The sequence below is a fragment of the Hymenobacter sp. genome (assembly GCF_036388155.1).
Taxonomy (GTDB): domain Bacteria; phylum Bacteroidota; class Bacteroidia; order Cytophagales; family Hymenobacteraceae; genus Hymenobacter.
This window is the reverse complement of sequence record NZ_DASVSI010000005.1, coordinates 14,402-28,771: the sequence shown is the minus strand read 5'-3', so window position 1 is coordinate 28,771 and position 14,370 is coordinate 14,402. Positions and strand designations below refer to the sequence as shown.

12 protein-coding genes are annotated in these 14,370 nt (G+C 63.2%); 5 read left to right on the top strand and 7 right to left on the bottom strand.

From position 1 onward, the window contains the following. Positions 1-61 precede the first annotated feature (61 nt). The gene (locus VF629_RS00755; protein ID WP_331056528.1) at positions 62-4,330 is read left to right on the top strand and encodes a beta strand repeat-containing protein; all 4,269 of its coding nucleotides are present in this window, start codon (positions 62-64) and stop codon (positions 4,328-4,330) included. Between the two features lie 628 nt (positions 4,331-4,958). Further along, positions 4,959-5,264: a hypothetical protein gene (locus VF629_RS00750; protein ID WP_331056527.1), complete on the top strand. Its 306-nt coding sequence runs from the start codon at positions 4,959-4,961 to the stop codon at positions 5,262-5,264. 180 nt (positions 5,265-5,444) lie between these two features. On the opposite strand, the gene VF629_RS00745 is transcribed toward VF629_RS00750, so the two are convergent. From VF629_RS00745 to VF629_RS00730, 4 genes are all read right to left on the bottom strand, one after another. Beyond that, positions 5,445-5,726: a colicin immunity domain-containing protein gene (locus tag VF629_RS00745; protein WP_331056526.1), complete on the bottom strand. Its 282-nt coding sequence runs from the start codon at positions 5,724-5,726 to the stop codon at positions 5,445-5,447. A 70-nt stretch (positions 5,727-5,796) separates the two neighbouring features. Continuing rightward, the gene (locus VF629_RS00740; RefSeq protein ID WP_331056525.1) at positions 5,797-6,357 is read right to left on the bottom strand and encodes a hypothetical protein; all 561 of its coding nucleotides are present in this window, start codon (positions 6,355-6,357) and stop codon (positions 5,797-5,799) included. Positions 6,358-6,517: 160 nt separating this feature from the next. Further along, positions 6,518-7,225, bottom strand: coding sequence for a hypothetical protein (locus tag VF629_RS00735; protein ID WP_331056524.1), 708 nt, complete (start codon positions 7,223-7,225; stop codon positions 6,518-6,520). Positions 7,226-7,432: 207 nt separating this feature from the next. Beyond that, positions 7,433-7,828, bottom strand: coding sequence for a hypothetical protein (locus tag VF629_RS00730; RefSeq protein ID WP_331056523.1), 396 nt, complete (start codon positions 7,826-7,828; stop codon positions 7,433-7,435). 58 nt (positions 7,829-7,886) lie between these two features. On the opposite strand from VF629_RS00730, the gene VF629_RS00725 reads away from it, so the two are divergent. Then, on the top strand, positions 7,887-9,425 hold the full coding sequence (locus tag VF629_RS00725; protein WP_331056522.1) for an IS1182 family transposase: 1,539 nt from the start codon (positions 7,887-7,889) through the stop codon (positions 9,423-9,425). A gap of 41 nt (positions 9,426-9,466) precedes the next feature. Here VF629_RS00725 and VF629_RS00720 read toward each other — a convergent pair whose 3' ends face one another. Next, positions 9,467-9,868, bottom strand: a complete 402-nt coding sequence (locus VF629_RS00720) for a DUF6000 family protein (protein ID WP_331056535.1) — start codon at positions 9,866-9,868, stop codon at positions 9,467-9,469. A gap of 735 nt (positions 9,869-10,603) precedes the next feature. On the opposite strand from VF629_RS00720, the gene VF629_RS00715 reads away from it, so the two are divergent. Beyond that, complete coding sequence (locus VF629_RS00715; RefSeq protein WP_331056521.1) at positions 10,604-10,894, top strand: hypothetical protein; 291 nt, start codon at positions 10,604-10,606, stop codon at positions 10,892-10,894. Between the two features lie 70 nt (positions 10,895-10,964). Here VF629_RS00715 and VF629_RS00710 read toward each other — a convergent pair whose 3' ends face one another. Further along, positions 10,965-12,050: a PDDEXK nuclease domain-containing protein gene (locus VF629_RS00710; RefSeq protein WP_331056520.1), complete on the bottom strand. Its 1,086-nt coding sequence runs from the start codon at positions 12,048-12,050 to the stop codon at positions 10,965-10,967. An 88-nt stretch (positions 12,051-12,138) separates the two neighbouring features. Continuing rightward, positions 12,139-13,524, bottom strand: coding sequence for a vWA domain-containing protein (locus VF629_RS00705; RefSeq protein ID WP_331056519.1), 1,386 nt, complete (start codon positions 13,522-13,524; stop codon positions 12,139-12,141). 230 nt (positions 13,525-13,754) lie between these two features. On the opposite strand from VF629_RS00705, the gene VF629_RS00700 reads away from it, so the two are divergent. Continuing rightward, positions 13,755-14,249, top strand: a complete 495-nt coding sequence (locus VF629_RS00700) for a histidine phosphatase family protein (RefSeq protein ID WP_331056518.1) — start codon at positions 13,755-13,757, stop codon at positions 14,247-14,249. Positions 14,250-14,370 lie beyond the last annotated feature (121 nt).

Genomic DNA, 14,370 nt, shown 5'->3' with positions numbered 1-14,370 from the left:
GCAAAGCAGTATATTCAAATTTACTACTATATATTTTTCCCCTTTCTCTTTCTCATCCCACATGCAAACAAATACTCCTGAAGAAACCATGGCCCGGGCAGCCCACCGCTCAAAGCCGGGGCGCGGCCGTTGGCTGGCCACTGCCCTCCTGTTAATGGCCGGGCCAGGCGCTTACGCGCAGCTGGCGGGCACCTACACCATCAACAAAAACGCGCCGGCCAGCGCCACCAACTTTGTCAGCTTCACGGCGGCGGCCACGGCCCTGAATACGTCGGGTATTTCGGCGCCGGTGCGGTTCAACGTGCTGAACGGGCCGTATGCCGAGCAGTTCTCGCTGAGCGCGGTGACGGGCGTGAGCGCCACCGACACCATTGTGGTGGACGGCGGCGCCGCCAAGCAAACCCTGACCTACACCGGCGTGGTGGCCCAGCCGGCGGCTGTGGTGCTCAACGGCACGGACTACGTGACGCTGCAAAACCTGACCATTGATGTGTCGGCGGGCGCTACGTATGGCATTGGGGTGCATTTGGTGGCCCAGGCCAACAACAACCGCGTGGCCAATTGCGTGATTCAGGCGCCGGCGACGGCCACGTCCAGCACGGCCAATGCGGGCATCGCGGCCAGCGGCGGGGTGACTTCGGCCACCTCGGCCGGCGACGCCAACAACCTGCGCATCGAGAACAACGTCATCAGCGGTGGCTACTACGGGGTGATACTCACCGGGGCCAGCACCACCAACCGCAGCACCGGCGTGCGCGTGACGGGCAACGAGGTGCGCGACTTTTATTTCTACGGCATCGACGTGGAGAGCGCCAGCGGCGCCCGCATCCTGAACAACAACGTGCATCGCCTTGGCCGCACCAACGTGAGCACTTTCTACGGCGTGTACCTGGCCGGCAACGTGGGTGCGGCCGTGGAGCGCAACCGCATCCATGACCCGTTTACCGGCAACCCCGCCGATACGGGCACCGGTTACGGGCTGTACATCACGACCAGCGACGCGACGGCGGGCACGGAGAACGACTTTGTGAACAACCTAGTGTACAACTTCACCGGCGCGGGCACGCAGTACGGCATTTACAACGTGGGGTCGGACTTTGCCCGCTATTACCACAACACGGTGTCGTTGGACAACCAAACCGGCGCTGGCACCACCCAAACCACCTACGGCTTCTACCAAACCACCATTGCCACGGGCATTGACGTCCGCAACAACATCTTCAGCGTGACGCGCACCGGGGGCACCGGCGACAAAACCGCCATGGGCTTCAACACCGCCGGGTCGACCATCGCCTCCAACTACAACGACCTCTACACCGGCACCGGCGCCACGTATTTCACCGGCCGCTACGGCACCGCCGATTTTGGGACGCTGGCCAACTGGCGCACCGCCAACAGCGGCGTCTACGACCAGAACAGCGTGCAGGCCAGCCCGCAGTTTGTGAGCCCGGCCACCGGCGACCTCCGGCCCACGGCCAGCCCCCTCAACGGCGCGGCTACCCCGCTGGCCCGCGTGCCCAACGACTTTACTGGCGCGGCCCGCAGCACGACGGCGCCCGACCTGGGCGCCTACGAGTTTGCGCCGGCGGCCGACGACGTTGCCTTGGTGAGCATCGACTCGCCGACTTCGCCAAACACAACCGGGGCGAAAACCCTGACCGTGACCGTGCGCAACAACGGCTCTAGTGCGCTCAACACCGTGCGGTTGGAATACGCACTAAACGGCGGCACGCCGGTGGTGCAAAACTTCACGCTGACCGGCGGGCTGGCTGCCGGCGCCGCCCAGGCCCTCACCTTCACCACGTCGCCCGTACTGGCCGTGGGGCCGAATAGTGTGTGCGTGACCGCCAGCTTGCCCAATGGCAACGTGGACGTGAATGCCGCCAACAACGCGCAGTGCGCCACGGTGTACACGGCCTTGGCCGGCACGTTTACCATCAACAAAAACGCGCCCACGGGCGGCACCAACTTCGCCAGCTTCGCCGACGCGGCGACGGCTCTTAATTCGGCCGGCATTGCCGACCCAGTGCGCATCAACGTGCTGAATGGCCCCTACAACGAGCAGTTCGCGTTGGGCGCCGTAACGGGCGTGAGCGCCACTGACACCATTGTCATCGACGGGGGGGCCAGCAAGCAGACCCTGACGTACACGGGCACTTCGGCGCAGTCCGCGGCCATTCTGCTGAACGGCACGGACTACGTGACGGTAAGCAACCTGACCATTGACCAGTCGACGGCCGCCACGTATGGCATCGGCGTGCATCTGGTGGCCCAGGCCGACAACAACCGTGTGGCCAACTGCGTGATTCGCGCTTCGGCCGTGGCTACCTCGAGCACGGCCAATGCGGGCATCGCGGCCAGCGGTACGCTGACTTCGGCCTCCTCGGCGGGCAACGCTAACAACCTGCGCATTGAGAACAACGTCATCAGCGGTGGCTACTACGGCATCATCATGACCGGCACCAGCGCGACGGCGCGCAGCGTGGGCAACCGCGTGACGGGCAACGAGGTGCGCGACTTCTACACCTACGGCATCGACGTGGAGAGCGCCAGCGGTGCTCGCGTGCTGGACAACAACGTGCACCGCAGCACCCGCACCAACGTGAGCACCTTCTACGGCGTGTACCTGGCCGGCAACGTGGGTGCGGCCGTGGAGCGCAACCGCATCCATGACCCGTTTACCGGCAACCCCGGCGACACGGGGGCGGGCTACGGGCTGTACATCACGACCAGCGACGCGACGGCGGGCACGGAGAACGACTTCGTGAACAACCTGGTGTACAACTTCACCGGCGCGGGCACGCAGTACGGCATCTACAACAGCGGGTCGGACTTTGCCCGCTATTACCAGAACACCATTGCGCTGGACGACCAGGTGTTTCTGGGCACTACGCTGGCGTACGGCTTCTACCAGACCACGCTGGCTACGGGCATCGACATCCGCAATAACGTCTTCAGCGTGACGCGTACCGGCACCGGCAAACGCTTCGCCCTGTTTTTCCTGACTCCTACCTCGACCATCGTCACGAACTACAACGACTTGTACGTGGGCACGGGCACCAACTATTACACCGGCCACGTGGGCCCGGCCGCTACCACCACCCAGGATTACGCCACGCTGGCCAACTGGCGCGCCGCCAACCCCACTTACGACCAGAACAGCGTGCAAGCCAACCCGCAGTTTGCAGGCGCAGCCACCGGCAACCTACAACCCAGCTCGGTGGTGCTGAACGGCGCCGGCGTGGCCCTGGCCCGCGTGCCGCGTGACTTTGCCAACGTGTTGCGCACCAGCCCGCCTGACATTGGCGCCATTGAATTCTCGCCGACTTCCGACGACGTGGCCGTGGTGAGCATCGACGCGCCCGTGACTCCCGCCTTGCCCACCGCCAACACCGTGCGCGTCACCATTCGCAACGGCGGCACTTCGGTGCTCACGTCCGTCACGCTGAGCTACGCCCTGAACGGCGGCACGCCCGTGGTGCAGAACTTCACGGGTCTGACGCTGGCCGTGGCGGCCACCCAGCAGCTCGCCTTCACGCAGGGCGTGGTGGCCCCCAGCGGCAACAACACCCTGACCGTGACCGGCAGCCTGCCCAACGGCAACCCCGACGGCAACGCCAGCAACAACACCCAGACCGTGACCTTCGTGCAGCCCACCCCCGCCAACGACGAGCCCTGCGCCGCCGTGGCTTTGGGCGCCACGCCCGTGAACGGCTCAAACAGCGGCGCCGGCACCAGCATTCAGAACGGCATCAGCACGCCGGCCTGCTCGGGCGGCAACCTGCCCAAGGACGTATGGTTCTCGTTCACGCCCAGCGGCACGAGCACGACCCTCACGCTCACGGGCAGTGCGGCCGGTACGGTGCGCGTGTTCAGCGCCGCCGACTGCGCAGCGGGCCCCTTCAACGAGGTATTCTGCCAGGGCTCGGGGGCAAGCAACACCGCCTTTGCTGCCCCGGTGGTGGTGCCCGGCCTCACGGCTGGCACGCGCTACTACGTGGCGGTGAGCGGCTTTAACAGCTCCGATACGCAGGGCGCTTTCACCATCAGCGCCTCAGCGGTGCTGGGCACCAAAGCCAAAGCCGAAACCAACGCCCTGGTGGCGTACCCCAACCCCAGCAACACCGGCCAGCTCACCCTGCGCCTGAGCCACTTAAACGCCACCGGTTCGGTGGAGCTGTTGAACGCGCTGGGCCAGGTAGCTGCCCGCCAGCCCTTGGCGCGCGGTGGCGAAACCACCGTTTCGACCCGCGGCTTGGCTGCCGGCCTCTACACGTTGCGCGTGCAGGCCGGCGGCGAAGTGCTGACCCGGAAAGTGGTGCTGCAATAGAGCGGCTTCGCTTCGGTGACATGAGAAAAGCCCCGGCCGGTTGGTCGGGGCTTTTTTGTGGGCTGATAAGCTTGGAGGCACCGCTTCGATGCAGTAGCAGCGCGGAATTCATCGGGGCGGCCTGCCGGCAGATGGCCAACGGCAGCGTGCTCTGCGAAGCCGCAGTACAGCACCTGGCCGAAGCCCGCGCCGCCCTGAACCGCCTCGCCGTGCGGTGCCCAACCTGCAAAGCGCCCTGCCCGAGCTGGTGGCCGAGTATCAGCAGGCCCGCGCGGTTGTGGACGCGGGACGTGGTGGCAAAGCCTTACTCGACCAAAAGCGGGAGCGGTAGCGTTGGGTAGATGCAAGAAGCCCCGGCTGCGTGAGTGGCTGGGGGCTTCTTCATATTGTTACCAATAGATTGGCTCTAGGTAAGGGGCATCTCAGAAAACAGAAAATGTGGCACGTTAAGCGTTTTCTTACCGGTAGTGGTGTCCATCACTCTCTCCGAAAAGCCCTTGAAAACGCCGTTTTCGAGGCCGTTGCTTGGATGCCATGAGGTGTTCAAAAAAGAAATCTAGGTTGAACAGTAGCTGCGTGCACGAATGGCTCGTTCATTTGAATTACCCTTTTCTCCTACCGCGCGCTAATGTCCCTTCTTCTGCTGGATGAAATGGCTCCCATTTCTTTTCTTTTCAACATCGTCGCCTTCCTCGTTTTGGTCCCTTACTATGTTGTCTCGCTTCGGTTATTGTTAGGGAAAAGCCTCCAGAACTACGGGTGGGGCATGTGTCTGGCAGTGGGATTAATTTTAATCGGCGTTTGGGCCGCAACCGAGCGCGTGCTGGATATCACCAAGGAATATCAGCTGCTTATTTTTTTGTTTCCCTTTCTAACCGGTGTGCTCTCGGGTGTTTTTCGTTTCGTACGGCACCTGGGCAAGCGTTGGCGTTAAGCGGCCATTCGTCAGGGCCGTTGGCGAACGTGCCGAATCGGGCCGCTTGCGGCGTTTCTCAAGCAATTGCCTTATAGAGCAGTGGTTCGAACATGAATTTGGCTTAATCGCTTAAAAAAGAGAGAGAAAGTAAATAAAACACCGTTTTCTTGGACGTAGCCTGAAAAGGAAATGGGTGCCTTAATCCCACAAAATGGGATGAAAAAGGGCAACCTCATCCCGAAGCGTTGACTCCGATATTCCAACGGGGCCTTCCGGGTTTTCGTCGTAACAATCGCAGCTAGTGAAAAGCCGGTCCATCATCCGAGCAAAGAGGGTGTCTGAAGTAGTCTGCTGCGAGGTCGGCTGTTGGGCATCACGGTCGTTCTTCCACTGACGCATAAAGGCTGTGATATACGCATCAACCGACAACTGCTGACCAAGATAAGCCTCTATAATGGGCCGATAGTTAGCTTCGTTCATGTTGGGCAGGATAAAGCAGGAGAAGTTTCCTTCGCCGTTTCGACCCTTTCGCTGAACACTAAAGCAGTGTTTATGCGCCTTTGTTTATGGTTAGCCGCCAGCTGTAGTAGGCCCGGACAATCTCTTCCGCTATCCAATTGGCGCCCGGTAGATGGTCTCGGTTGCGCAAGCAGCGGTCCTGGGGGTCGAGGTCGCTTTCGGTCAAGTTTAGGATAAAGGTCAAGGTCCGCACCAAGTGGCCCCGGGCCGGGGCCAGTTTGGCCGACGAGGGCCGGTAGTGCTCCACGTACTGCAGCAGGGTTTCGAGGGACTCTTGCCGCCAATGCTTGCGGATGAGGCCCAGGGGTTCGTCGAGCAGTTCGAGGGCAATGCCGTTGAGCAGGGCCACGCAGCTTTCTTCAACCAGCCGCTGGTAGTGCACCGATTCCGCCCATTCTTGGGAAAACCCCAGCGAGAGATACCGCCAGTACGGCAGGGTGAACTGGTCGGCCGGCATGTAGGTGCAGACCGGCTCGTCCAGGTTGGTGTCGAAGTAGAGCAAGATGTCTTTGCGCAGGGCCGCCAGTTCGACGTCTCCCACGGCGACCTGTTCCCCATTCAATTCCACCCGATAGAATCTGCTGGCTTCCATATGCAACCGTGAAAACGACCTCCGAGCAAACTTAACGCTCGTTATTCTATTTGGACCCTTTTCTTGAACACGGTTTTATGTGGGGCGGCGCTGTCAAAGCAGTTCGGCGGCGCAGCAAATGGATGGCCCTTGCGGGGGCCCCTTCCCGGACTGCCCTACGCTAGGGCGTGCGCGCACGGGTGTAGCTGCAGACCACTTGGAGAAATTCGCGCAGGTGGGCCCGCGTCTTCACGGCGGCCGAGAAGTTGGCCGTTTCGGGAAAAGGGCCCCTTCCCCCCTCGACGTAGACGGTCGCGACGGCTTCGGGGCCGTCGGCCCCCTGCCGCAAGCCCAGGGTCACGAGGCCGTCGGTGCGGGCGCACTCGCGGTACGCCATGAAGGAGGCCAGGTTGGACCGGTACGGTTCGCTCACTTGCGGGTCCTGCAGTGGAGGCGGCCGCTTGTGGCCTAAATAGTCCCACATGGAGGCGGCGCTCATCAAGTAGCCGTAGGCGGGCACGGTGGCCCAGTAATCCACCACGTGGGCGTCGAGCAGCGCCTGGTTTTGGGCCCGCAGCCGGGTCCGGGACAGGAGGCGGGTGCCCGCCATGCCCCCCGCGTCGTAGCGCACCACCAGGTTGGGGGTGCGCAACTCGCCCATGTCGGAGTCAATGGTGCCGGTTCGGGTGTTGGTTCCGCCTGGCGGCAAGCGCACGGCATGGCGCGGGCCCAGGGCCACCCGCCGCCAGTTCGGCCCTGCCGCCGTGTCCGGGGGCTCCGCCCGCAACAGCTGCGCGAGCGAATCCGGTGCCGATTGGCCCTGCCCCCGCAGGGCCAGGAGCAGGAGGGCACCCAGCAAGGCCCAGGTAGCGGGGTGGAGAAATGACATAAAGCGCGGGGGAGGAGAAAAAGCAAATAAACCAGAATTTTGCTCAAACGACCGTGGCTGTTGCAGAACTCCGAGCGGCACAGTTCAGGGAAGCTCGACGAGCCGACCACCGCTAAAAACATTCCCAAACGACGTTTTTACACGTCCTTCATCACGCACCTTCCGTGTTTCTGAACCCAGTTAGGACTTCTGCAACAGCCACGAGCGTTAAAACACCACGACGCTGTGAAAGCCGCCCTCTTGGGCCTCGTCGATGTTGGGGTCTTGGTAGGGTTCCCCGAGTTGCCCCAGCACGGCCCGGGCGGCCGCGCGGAACCGTTCCCAGCGCGGGTCGTGCGCCAGTGCTTCGTCCGACCACAGGTCCGAGGTCGGGGGGATGCGTCCCAGCTCGTCGTGGACGCGGGTCAGGGCGGCGTAGGCGGAAGCCGTGATTTCCCGGCCCGCCAGCAAGCCCTCGGCCATGCGCCAGGCATCGTCCCAATCCAGGGCCAGTTCGTCCGCGTTCTCGACGGGGGCACCCGCGAACCGCGCCAGTTGGAGCGCGGCCGGAGAGGCCATCCAGCGGATGGTGGTCAGGACCATGACGTATTGGGGCGTATGCATCTCCAAAGTTTACTGAAAGGGTCGTGGCTGTTGCAGAACCCGGGTTCGTAGCAGGAAGATGCAAGGCAAGAAGCTATTTCTCGACAAAGAGGTGGTCCGCTTTCGGCTTTCCGAACGGGTCCCGCCCCACAATCTGTACCGGCGCCTGGCCGGGGTGGTGGACTGGTCGTTTCTCTACGCGGAAACGCAGGCCCTTTATAGCCACACGGGCCAGCCCTCGCTCGACCCGGTCGTGTTCTTCAAGCTCGTGCTCGTAGGCCGGCTGGAAAACCTGGTCAGCGACCGGCGCCTGGTCGAGCACTGCGCCCTGCGGCTCGACATTCTGTATTTCCTGGGCTACGAGGTGGACGAGGAATTGCCTTGGCACTCGACCGTGAGCCGCACCCGCCAGCGCTTGCCGGCGGTGGTGTTTGAGCGCCTCTTCGACCACGTCTTTGCCCAGTGCGTGGCCCGGGGGCTGGTGGCCGGCGACACGCAGGCTGTCGACTCCGCGCCGGTCAAGGCCAACGCGTCGCTGGAAGCCGTGCGCGAAAAACAGGCCGCCGGGCCTGCCGGGCCCCACCTGAGCGGCCGTGAGGAAACGCCCGCCGTGGGCTCGGTGGTGACGGCCCCGGCCCACCAGTTGCGCCAGCTGGCCACGGGGCAGCGCCGGCGGCAGGGCGCGCAGACCGGCGCGCTGGGCGCGCGGCACGAGCAGGCGCGGCTGCTCAGCAACAAGACCCACTACTCGCCCACCGACCCCGACGCGCGCATCTCCGTCAAGCCCGGCAAGGTCCGGGCCCTGAACTTCCTCTGCAGTCTGGCCGTGGACACGGCCCACGGCGTCATCAGCCACGTACAGGCCGACTTGGCCGATGGGCGTGACAGCCTGCACCTGCCCCAGTTGCTCACGGGCTTGCAGCAGCGGCTGCGCGCCAACGAACTGCCCTTACGCGAGTTGCTGGCCGATGCCGGCTACGCGAACGGCTCGAATTACGCCTTGCTCGAAGCCGCGCAGATAACGGCCTGGATACCCGTTTTTGGCCAATACAAGGCCGAAATCGACGGTTTCACCTACGATGCCCCGCGGGACGTCTACCACTGCCGGGCGGGCAAGGTGCTCTCGTTTCGCAAGTACGATGCCCGGGCCGACGGCACCTGGCAAAAAATCTACTGGGCCACCTGCTCGGACTGCCAGCAGTGCCCCCTCAAGTCCACCTGCGTGCCCGGGGCCAAGCGCAAACAACTTACCCGCACGATTTACGACGCGGCCTACCGCCGCGCCTGGCAGCGCCAGCAGACCCGGCGCGGCCAGCGCCTGCGCCGGGTCCGCCAGGGCACGGTCGAGCCCGTCTTCGGCCACTTGCTGCCGCACTACGGCCTGCGCCGGCTCAACGTGCGCGGCTTGGCTGGCGCCCACAAAACGATGCTGCTCACGGCCGTGGCTTACAACCTTAAAAAGCTGCTCAAGTACCGGCCCCAGCGGCAACTGAGCCTGGCCGTGGCCCTGCCTCGGCCCCTGCTGGCGGTCAATACTCGCGCTTGCCGACGAAATAGGCGCACCGAAACGCCAACTTGGGCAATCGTGACGAGAATACGCAGAAGCACATTCACCTAACCCGACTTCTGCAACAGCCACGACCGTTTCGCTGAACGGGCTCACTTCGCCTGGAAGTGCGTGTGGCAATAGGCCATGGCGGCCCGGAAACGTGGGATGCACTTGCTCGTCGGGGACGTATACCCATGTTTGGCGGCGTGCTGCTCGCGGGTGGAACCGTAGCGCTCCCACAAGCCGCCCGCGGCCATGAAGGGGCGCGCGTGGGTCGTGTTTCGCTGCTCATCAATCCAGAGCAATGCCGGCATTGCCCACTCCTGGTCGTACTGCAGGTCCGGGCGGGGCAGGTATTTTTCCAGGTAATGGGTCAGGTGGGCCGCCGCGGCATCCGAGGCAAAGCACGCGAGCGCAAAACTGTGGCCTTCCCCAGCAAAACACGTCTTGCTGGCCACCAAGCGCTCGCCAATGGCCGGGCCAAACTGGTGCCAGCCTTTCAGACCACACAGCCAAGCTGCCCACCAATTGCTCCCGCCAGTACCCGTGGAGCAGGCGCTGGACGACGCCCTCGTCCAACGCGGCCAACGCGGCGGCCACCCAGCGGTTGAACCCCGCCTGTTCCCCAGCAGGCGCCCGCAAGTAATTGGCGCCCATCACGAGCAAGTGATGCGGCGTGACCCATTGGCTCACGAACTCGGGGTCCCACGTCCTAGGTAGCATGGCGCAAACATACCCTCGTTTCGGCAAACCACCAGCAATGACCCGCTACCAAGTGCCTGCAAGCTACTGCAGAACATGGCGAGTTTAAGAAACCCGTCTACGAATCAGAGTTTACGAAACACCCACTGAGGATGGGTTTCGTGAACTCCCTCCCCTCCAAAAACCGGTTGTCTTTTGGAGGGGAGGGATGAACGCGCAGACGCGCGCCAGCCTGCGTCAGATTCTCCGACTTTGGCCACCACTCCGGCCGCTGGGGAAGCGGTGGCTATGGATTGCTTCACTAGTCGCTCTGATAAGCTCAAGCGCAACTAGCCAATGGGTTAGCTGACATTAACCTAGCTATTGTGCCTGAACCAGGGCTCAGGCCGGCCGTATACGTTTGTTCCTTTCCACCCATTTCAGCTTCTACTCATGAGCCAGAACGAACACCGCCGCACCCAAGCCGATGTCGCCAACGACGGCACCGACGCCGCCCGCCCGAAAACGCCCACGGCCTGGCCGGCCAGCAGCAGGGCCACCGCGACATGACCGCGCCCACCGTGGGCGCCAGCGCCGACCACCACGGCGGCAACCACGGCAACGACGCCGGCGATGCCAACAACCAAGCGCCCAACGCCAACAACTCCCGCGGCAGCAGCCACCGCGGCGACGAGCCCAATGCCGAGTCCAACAATACGGGCGGTGGCCCCGACAACGAGCGCAAAAACCAAACGAAGAACACCACCGCCGACAAGTCAGACTACGCCACTGGAGGCGCTGCCTCCAGTGCCGCGAACGACGGCGGCAAGATGGGCGACGCCGACAACCCGGCGTAGCGTTGCCGGGCACGGGCTTCCCGCAATACCACGGTCGCGCTACTGCACCGTAGCAGCAGAACGGCTCTACTTAGCCAACCGCCCCACATTTACAATTAAGTAATTTCAGTGCGTTGCGCCCGCCGGGGTTTGCAGGGCGGCGGCCACGGGCGTCGAGCCGCCGGACCAGCTCGTCGTTGCTGGGGAAGAAGGGGCGCAGCTCGGCCGGCAGCGTGTCGGTGAGGGTGTAGGTGGCCACGCCGATGGGCTTGTTAACGTCGCGCAGGGCAAATTCGACCACGGTGCGCTGCTTGCTTTGGCAGATGATGATGCCGATGCTGGGCTGCTCGTGGGGCTTTTTCACCCGCTCGTTGAGCAGGGAAAGGTAGAAGTTCATCTTGCCGGCGTATTCCGGCTGGAACTCGGTAATCTTCAGCTCCACGGCCACGAGGCATTGCAGCTCGCGGTAGAAGAGCAGCAAATCGATGAAATACTCTTGGCCCTCCAACTCCAGTCGGTACTGGTTGCCGATGAAGGTAAAATCGCCGCCCATCTCGATGAGGAAGCGGCGGACGTTGCCCAGCAGGGCCTGCTCCAACTCGTATTCGGAGTGCTCCGGCGTGAGGGCCAGTAAGCCGAAGGTATACTCGTCTTTCAGGGCCAGCGTAGCGGCGGGAAGCTGGGCCGAGGCCAGAGTATCGGCGAAGTTGTGCTGGGCGTTGAGCGTTTTTTGGTAGGCCTGGGCTTTCAATTGCTGGGCCACCACGGCCTTGGTCCAATTATTATTCCGGGTTTGCAGAATGTAGAACAGCCGTTCTTGTGGGTCTTTGCACTTGCCCATGATGAGTAGATGCTTGGCCCAGCTGATTTCTCCAACCACTGGTTGGAGAATTTCATTGGTGCTGTATTCCAAATAGAATTGGCGCATGTACCAGAGGTTCTGCACCGAAAATCCGCTCATGCCTGCAAACTCCTTTTGCAGGTCGCTGGCCAGGTTCTCGACCACGCCTTTGCCCCAGCCGTGTTCTTGCTGACGCTCGGCAATGAGCTGGCCCAGGTCCCAATAAAGTTGAATTTGCTGCTGATTGACTTGTTGCAGGGCGCGGTACTGGGCCTCGCGCACGCGCTGCTTTACAGCCGTGAGCAGGTGCTGGTAATCGGGAGGAGTCGGGGTCATGAAGCCAATATAGCGTTTAGTTGACCGCGCTGCGCTCTTAGCAGGAGCTCTCGCTTACTGGCGGGTGCAACGGCCGTCGCGTTTGCCCTTAAAGTGCGGCTTGTTGGGCGCGTAGCACGTTGCTGGCCACAATGTCGCGCACGCGCTGCACGTCTTTGTCGGCGCCGCGGGGGTAGAGCCGGTCGGCTACTTGCAGGGCGGTTTGGCCCACGGCCACGGCTTGGGGCAATTGCTGCGCTTCGCTGAGGCGGGCCAGCTCTTTGAGTTGGGTGGCCAGGTAGCCGATGAGGTAGTTCTTGCGCACTTCATGGTTGCTCAAGGCTTGGTCGAACGCCCGCGCCCGCCGTTGCAGTCGCAGCTCGGCTTGCTCCTTCAGCAGGACGGCCTCGCCTTGAGCGGCAGTGTACCGCAGCGCGGCCTCTACGGGTAGGGCAGCTTTGGCTGCACCGCGCACCCGGAATTTCACCAGCACCACTTGCGTCAGGCCCTGCGTTAGGTTGTTGAGGGGCAGCTCCAGGCGGCCCGGCGACAATTGCGGGGCGTAGCCCAGCAGGCCGGTCAGCTCCAGGCCGGGCGGGTAGGTGAGGGTCAGCACCGGGGCCCGGCCCACCGAGCCGAGCAGGCTTTCCAGCTCCTGCTCGAAGGTTTTGCGCAGGTCCTCGGGGTCGGCCCCGATAAAGTGGTTCTGGCCACGGCTGCTGCGGGCCAGCTGTTGCAGCAGGGCGAAGTTGACGTCGGCGCCCACGCCAATGGTTGATATTTCCACGCCTTGCTTGGTGTAGCCGGCCGAAGCGGCCACGATTTGTTCGGGGTCGACGACGCCCACGTTGGCCAGGCCGTCGGTGAGCAGAATGACGCGGCTGCTGCCCAGCGGCTGGTGGTAGCGCATGGCTTCCTGGTAGCCCAGCATCATGCCGCCGTGCAGGTTGGTGCTGCCACCGAGGGCCAGCCCGTTCACGGCTTGCTCGAATACTTCCCGGTTGGCCAGCTGCGCCGGTAGCACCACGCGGGCTTCGGAGTCGTAGGCCACCAGGGCCACGTGGTCTTGCGGGCCCAGGCCGCGGCCAAACCGCAGCAAGGCGGCCTTCACTTTCTCCAGGCGCCCGTCCTGCTGCATCGAGCCGCTGCAGTCCACCACCAGGCTCACGTTGACGGCCGGCCGCTGCCGTAAATCGGCCAGCCGACCGGTGGCAATGCCTATCTGCAGCACCGCCAACGAATCAGTGGCCGAGACCTCGGGGTTGCCCCAGGCCAGGCTAAGCCGGGCTTGGGCCGGCCCGGTGGGCAGCGGAATCTGGTGGGTGTGGTAGTTGAGGTATTCTTCCACCACTACCTGGCTGGGTTGCAGCACCCCATTGGCCCGGTTCATGGTCACGGAGCCGTCGGAGTACCCGCGTTGGGCCTGGGCGTGTTCCGGCAGCAGCACGCCGACCAGCAGCAAACCGAATAAGTGGCAAAGGAGAGCGTTTTTCATACGGGCACGATGTAGGTGAACATGAGGCAGTGCGGTGCGCCAAGCGGCGTGAACCGGGCTTTGCTACTTGTTTTTCAGCGTTTGGCAGTGGCTGCCAGCTGGCCCGTGAGCGCATGGCCTTTTGGCGCTGAAGCCGTTGGACTGGCCCAGGCCGCCGGAAGTTTAGTCTCGCCGTCGCCATAACCTTTTCCTAATGCTCGGGGTAAGCCAAACGCCCCTAGTTTCGCCCTATGAAAACCCTTTATCTTCTTCGCCACGCCAAATCCAGCTGGAGCTTCGATGAGCTGAGCGACCAGGAACGCCCCCTCAACGACCGCGGCCGCGACGACGCGCCCCTGATGGGCCAGGCCCTGGCCAAGCGCCGCATTTGCCCCGACGTGGTGGTGAGCTCGCCCGCCGTGCGCGCCATGAGCACGGCCGTGCTGGTGGCCCGCGAGATGCGCTACCCGCACGAGAAAATTGTGGTCGAGCCCGGCATTTACGGGGCTGAGGTCGACGACCTGTTGGCCGTTATCCGCAGCCTGCCGGAGTCGGCGGGGTCGGCGCTGCTGGTGGGGCACAACCCCACCATCACCGAAACGGCCAATGCCTTGTCGCCCACCAGCTTCAACGAGATGCCCACGGCCGCGGTGGTGTGCCTGCATTTTGCCTGCGACCAGTGGGAGCAAGTGAGCAAGGCCAACGCCGAGTTCTACTTCTACGACCACCCAAAAAATGCCGGATGAGGAGTAGGGGAAAGAGATGAGTTAAAACCTGGGGAGTAGCCCATTTGCTTGTCGCGTCGTACAAGTCGACTACATGGATTAGGGCCCTGGCTCTGTGCAAGAAGCCAGCGGTTTTAACGCG

Bases quoted from the DNA above. Each gene is read 5' to 3' on its own strand.
- VF629_RS00755 (WP_331056528.1), top strand. From the start codon at position 62: ATGCAAACAAATACTCCTGAAGAAACCATGGCCCGGGCAGCCCACCGC.
- VF629_RS00750 (WP_331056527.1), top strand. From the start codon at position 4,959: ATGTCCCTTCTTCTGCTGGATGAAATGGCTCCCATTTCTTTTCTTTTC.
- VF629_RS00745 (WP_331056526.1), bottom strand. From the start codon at position 5,726: ATGAACGAAGCTAACTATCGGCCCATTATAGAGGCTTATCTTGGTCAG.
- VF629_RS00740 (WP_331056525.1), bottom strand. From the start codon at position 6,357: ATGGAAGCCAGCAGATTCTATCGGGTGGAATTGAATGGGGAACAGGTC.
- VF629_RS00735 (WP_331056524.1), bottom strand. From the start codon at position 7,225: ATGTCATTTCTCCACCCCGCTACCTGGGCCTTGCTGGGTGCCCTCCTG.
- VF629_RS00730 (WP_331056523.1), bottom strand. From the start codon at position 7,828: ATGCATACGCCCCAATACGTCATGGTCCTGACCACCATCCGCTGGATG.
- VF629_RS00725 (WP_331056522.1), top strand. From the start codon at position 7,887: ATGCAAGGCAAGAAGCTATTTCTCGACAAAGAGGTGGTCCGCTTTCGG.
- VF629_RS00715 (WP_331056521.1), top strand. From the start codon at position 10,604: ATGACCGCGCCCACCGTGGGCGCCAGCGCCGACCACCACGGCGGCAAC.
- VF629_RS00710 (WP_331056520.1), bottom strand. From the start codon at position 12,050: ATGACCCCGACTCCTCCCGATTACCAGCACCTGCTCACGGCTGTAAAG.
- VF629_RS00705 (WP_331056519.1), bottom strand. From the start codon at position 13,524: ATGAAAAACGCTCTCCTTTGCCACTTATTCGGTTTGCTGCTGGTCGGC.
- VF629_RS00700 (WP_331056518.1), top strand. From the start codon at position 13,755: ATGAAAACCCTTTATCTTCTTCGCCACGCCAAATCCAGCTGGAGCTTC.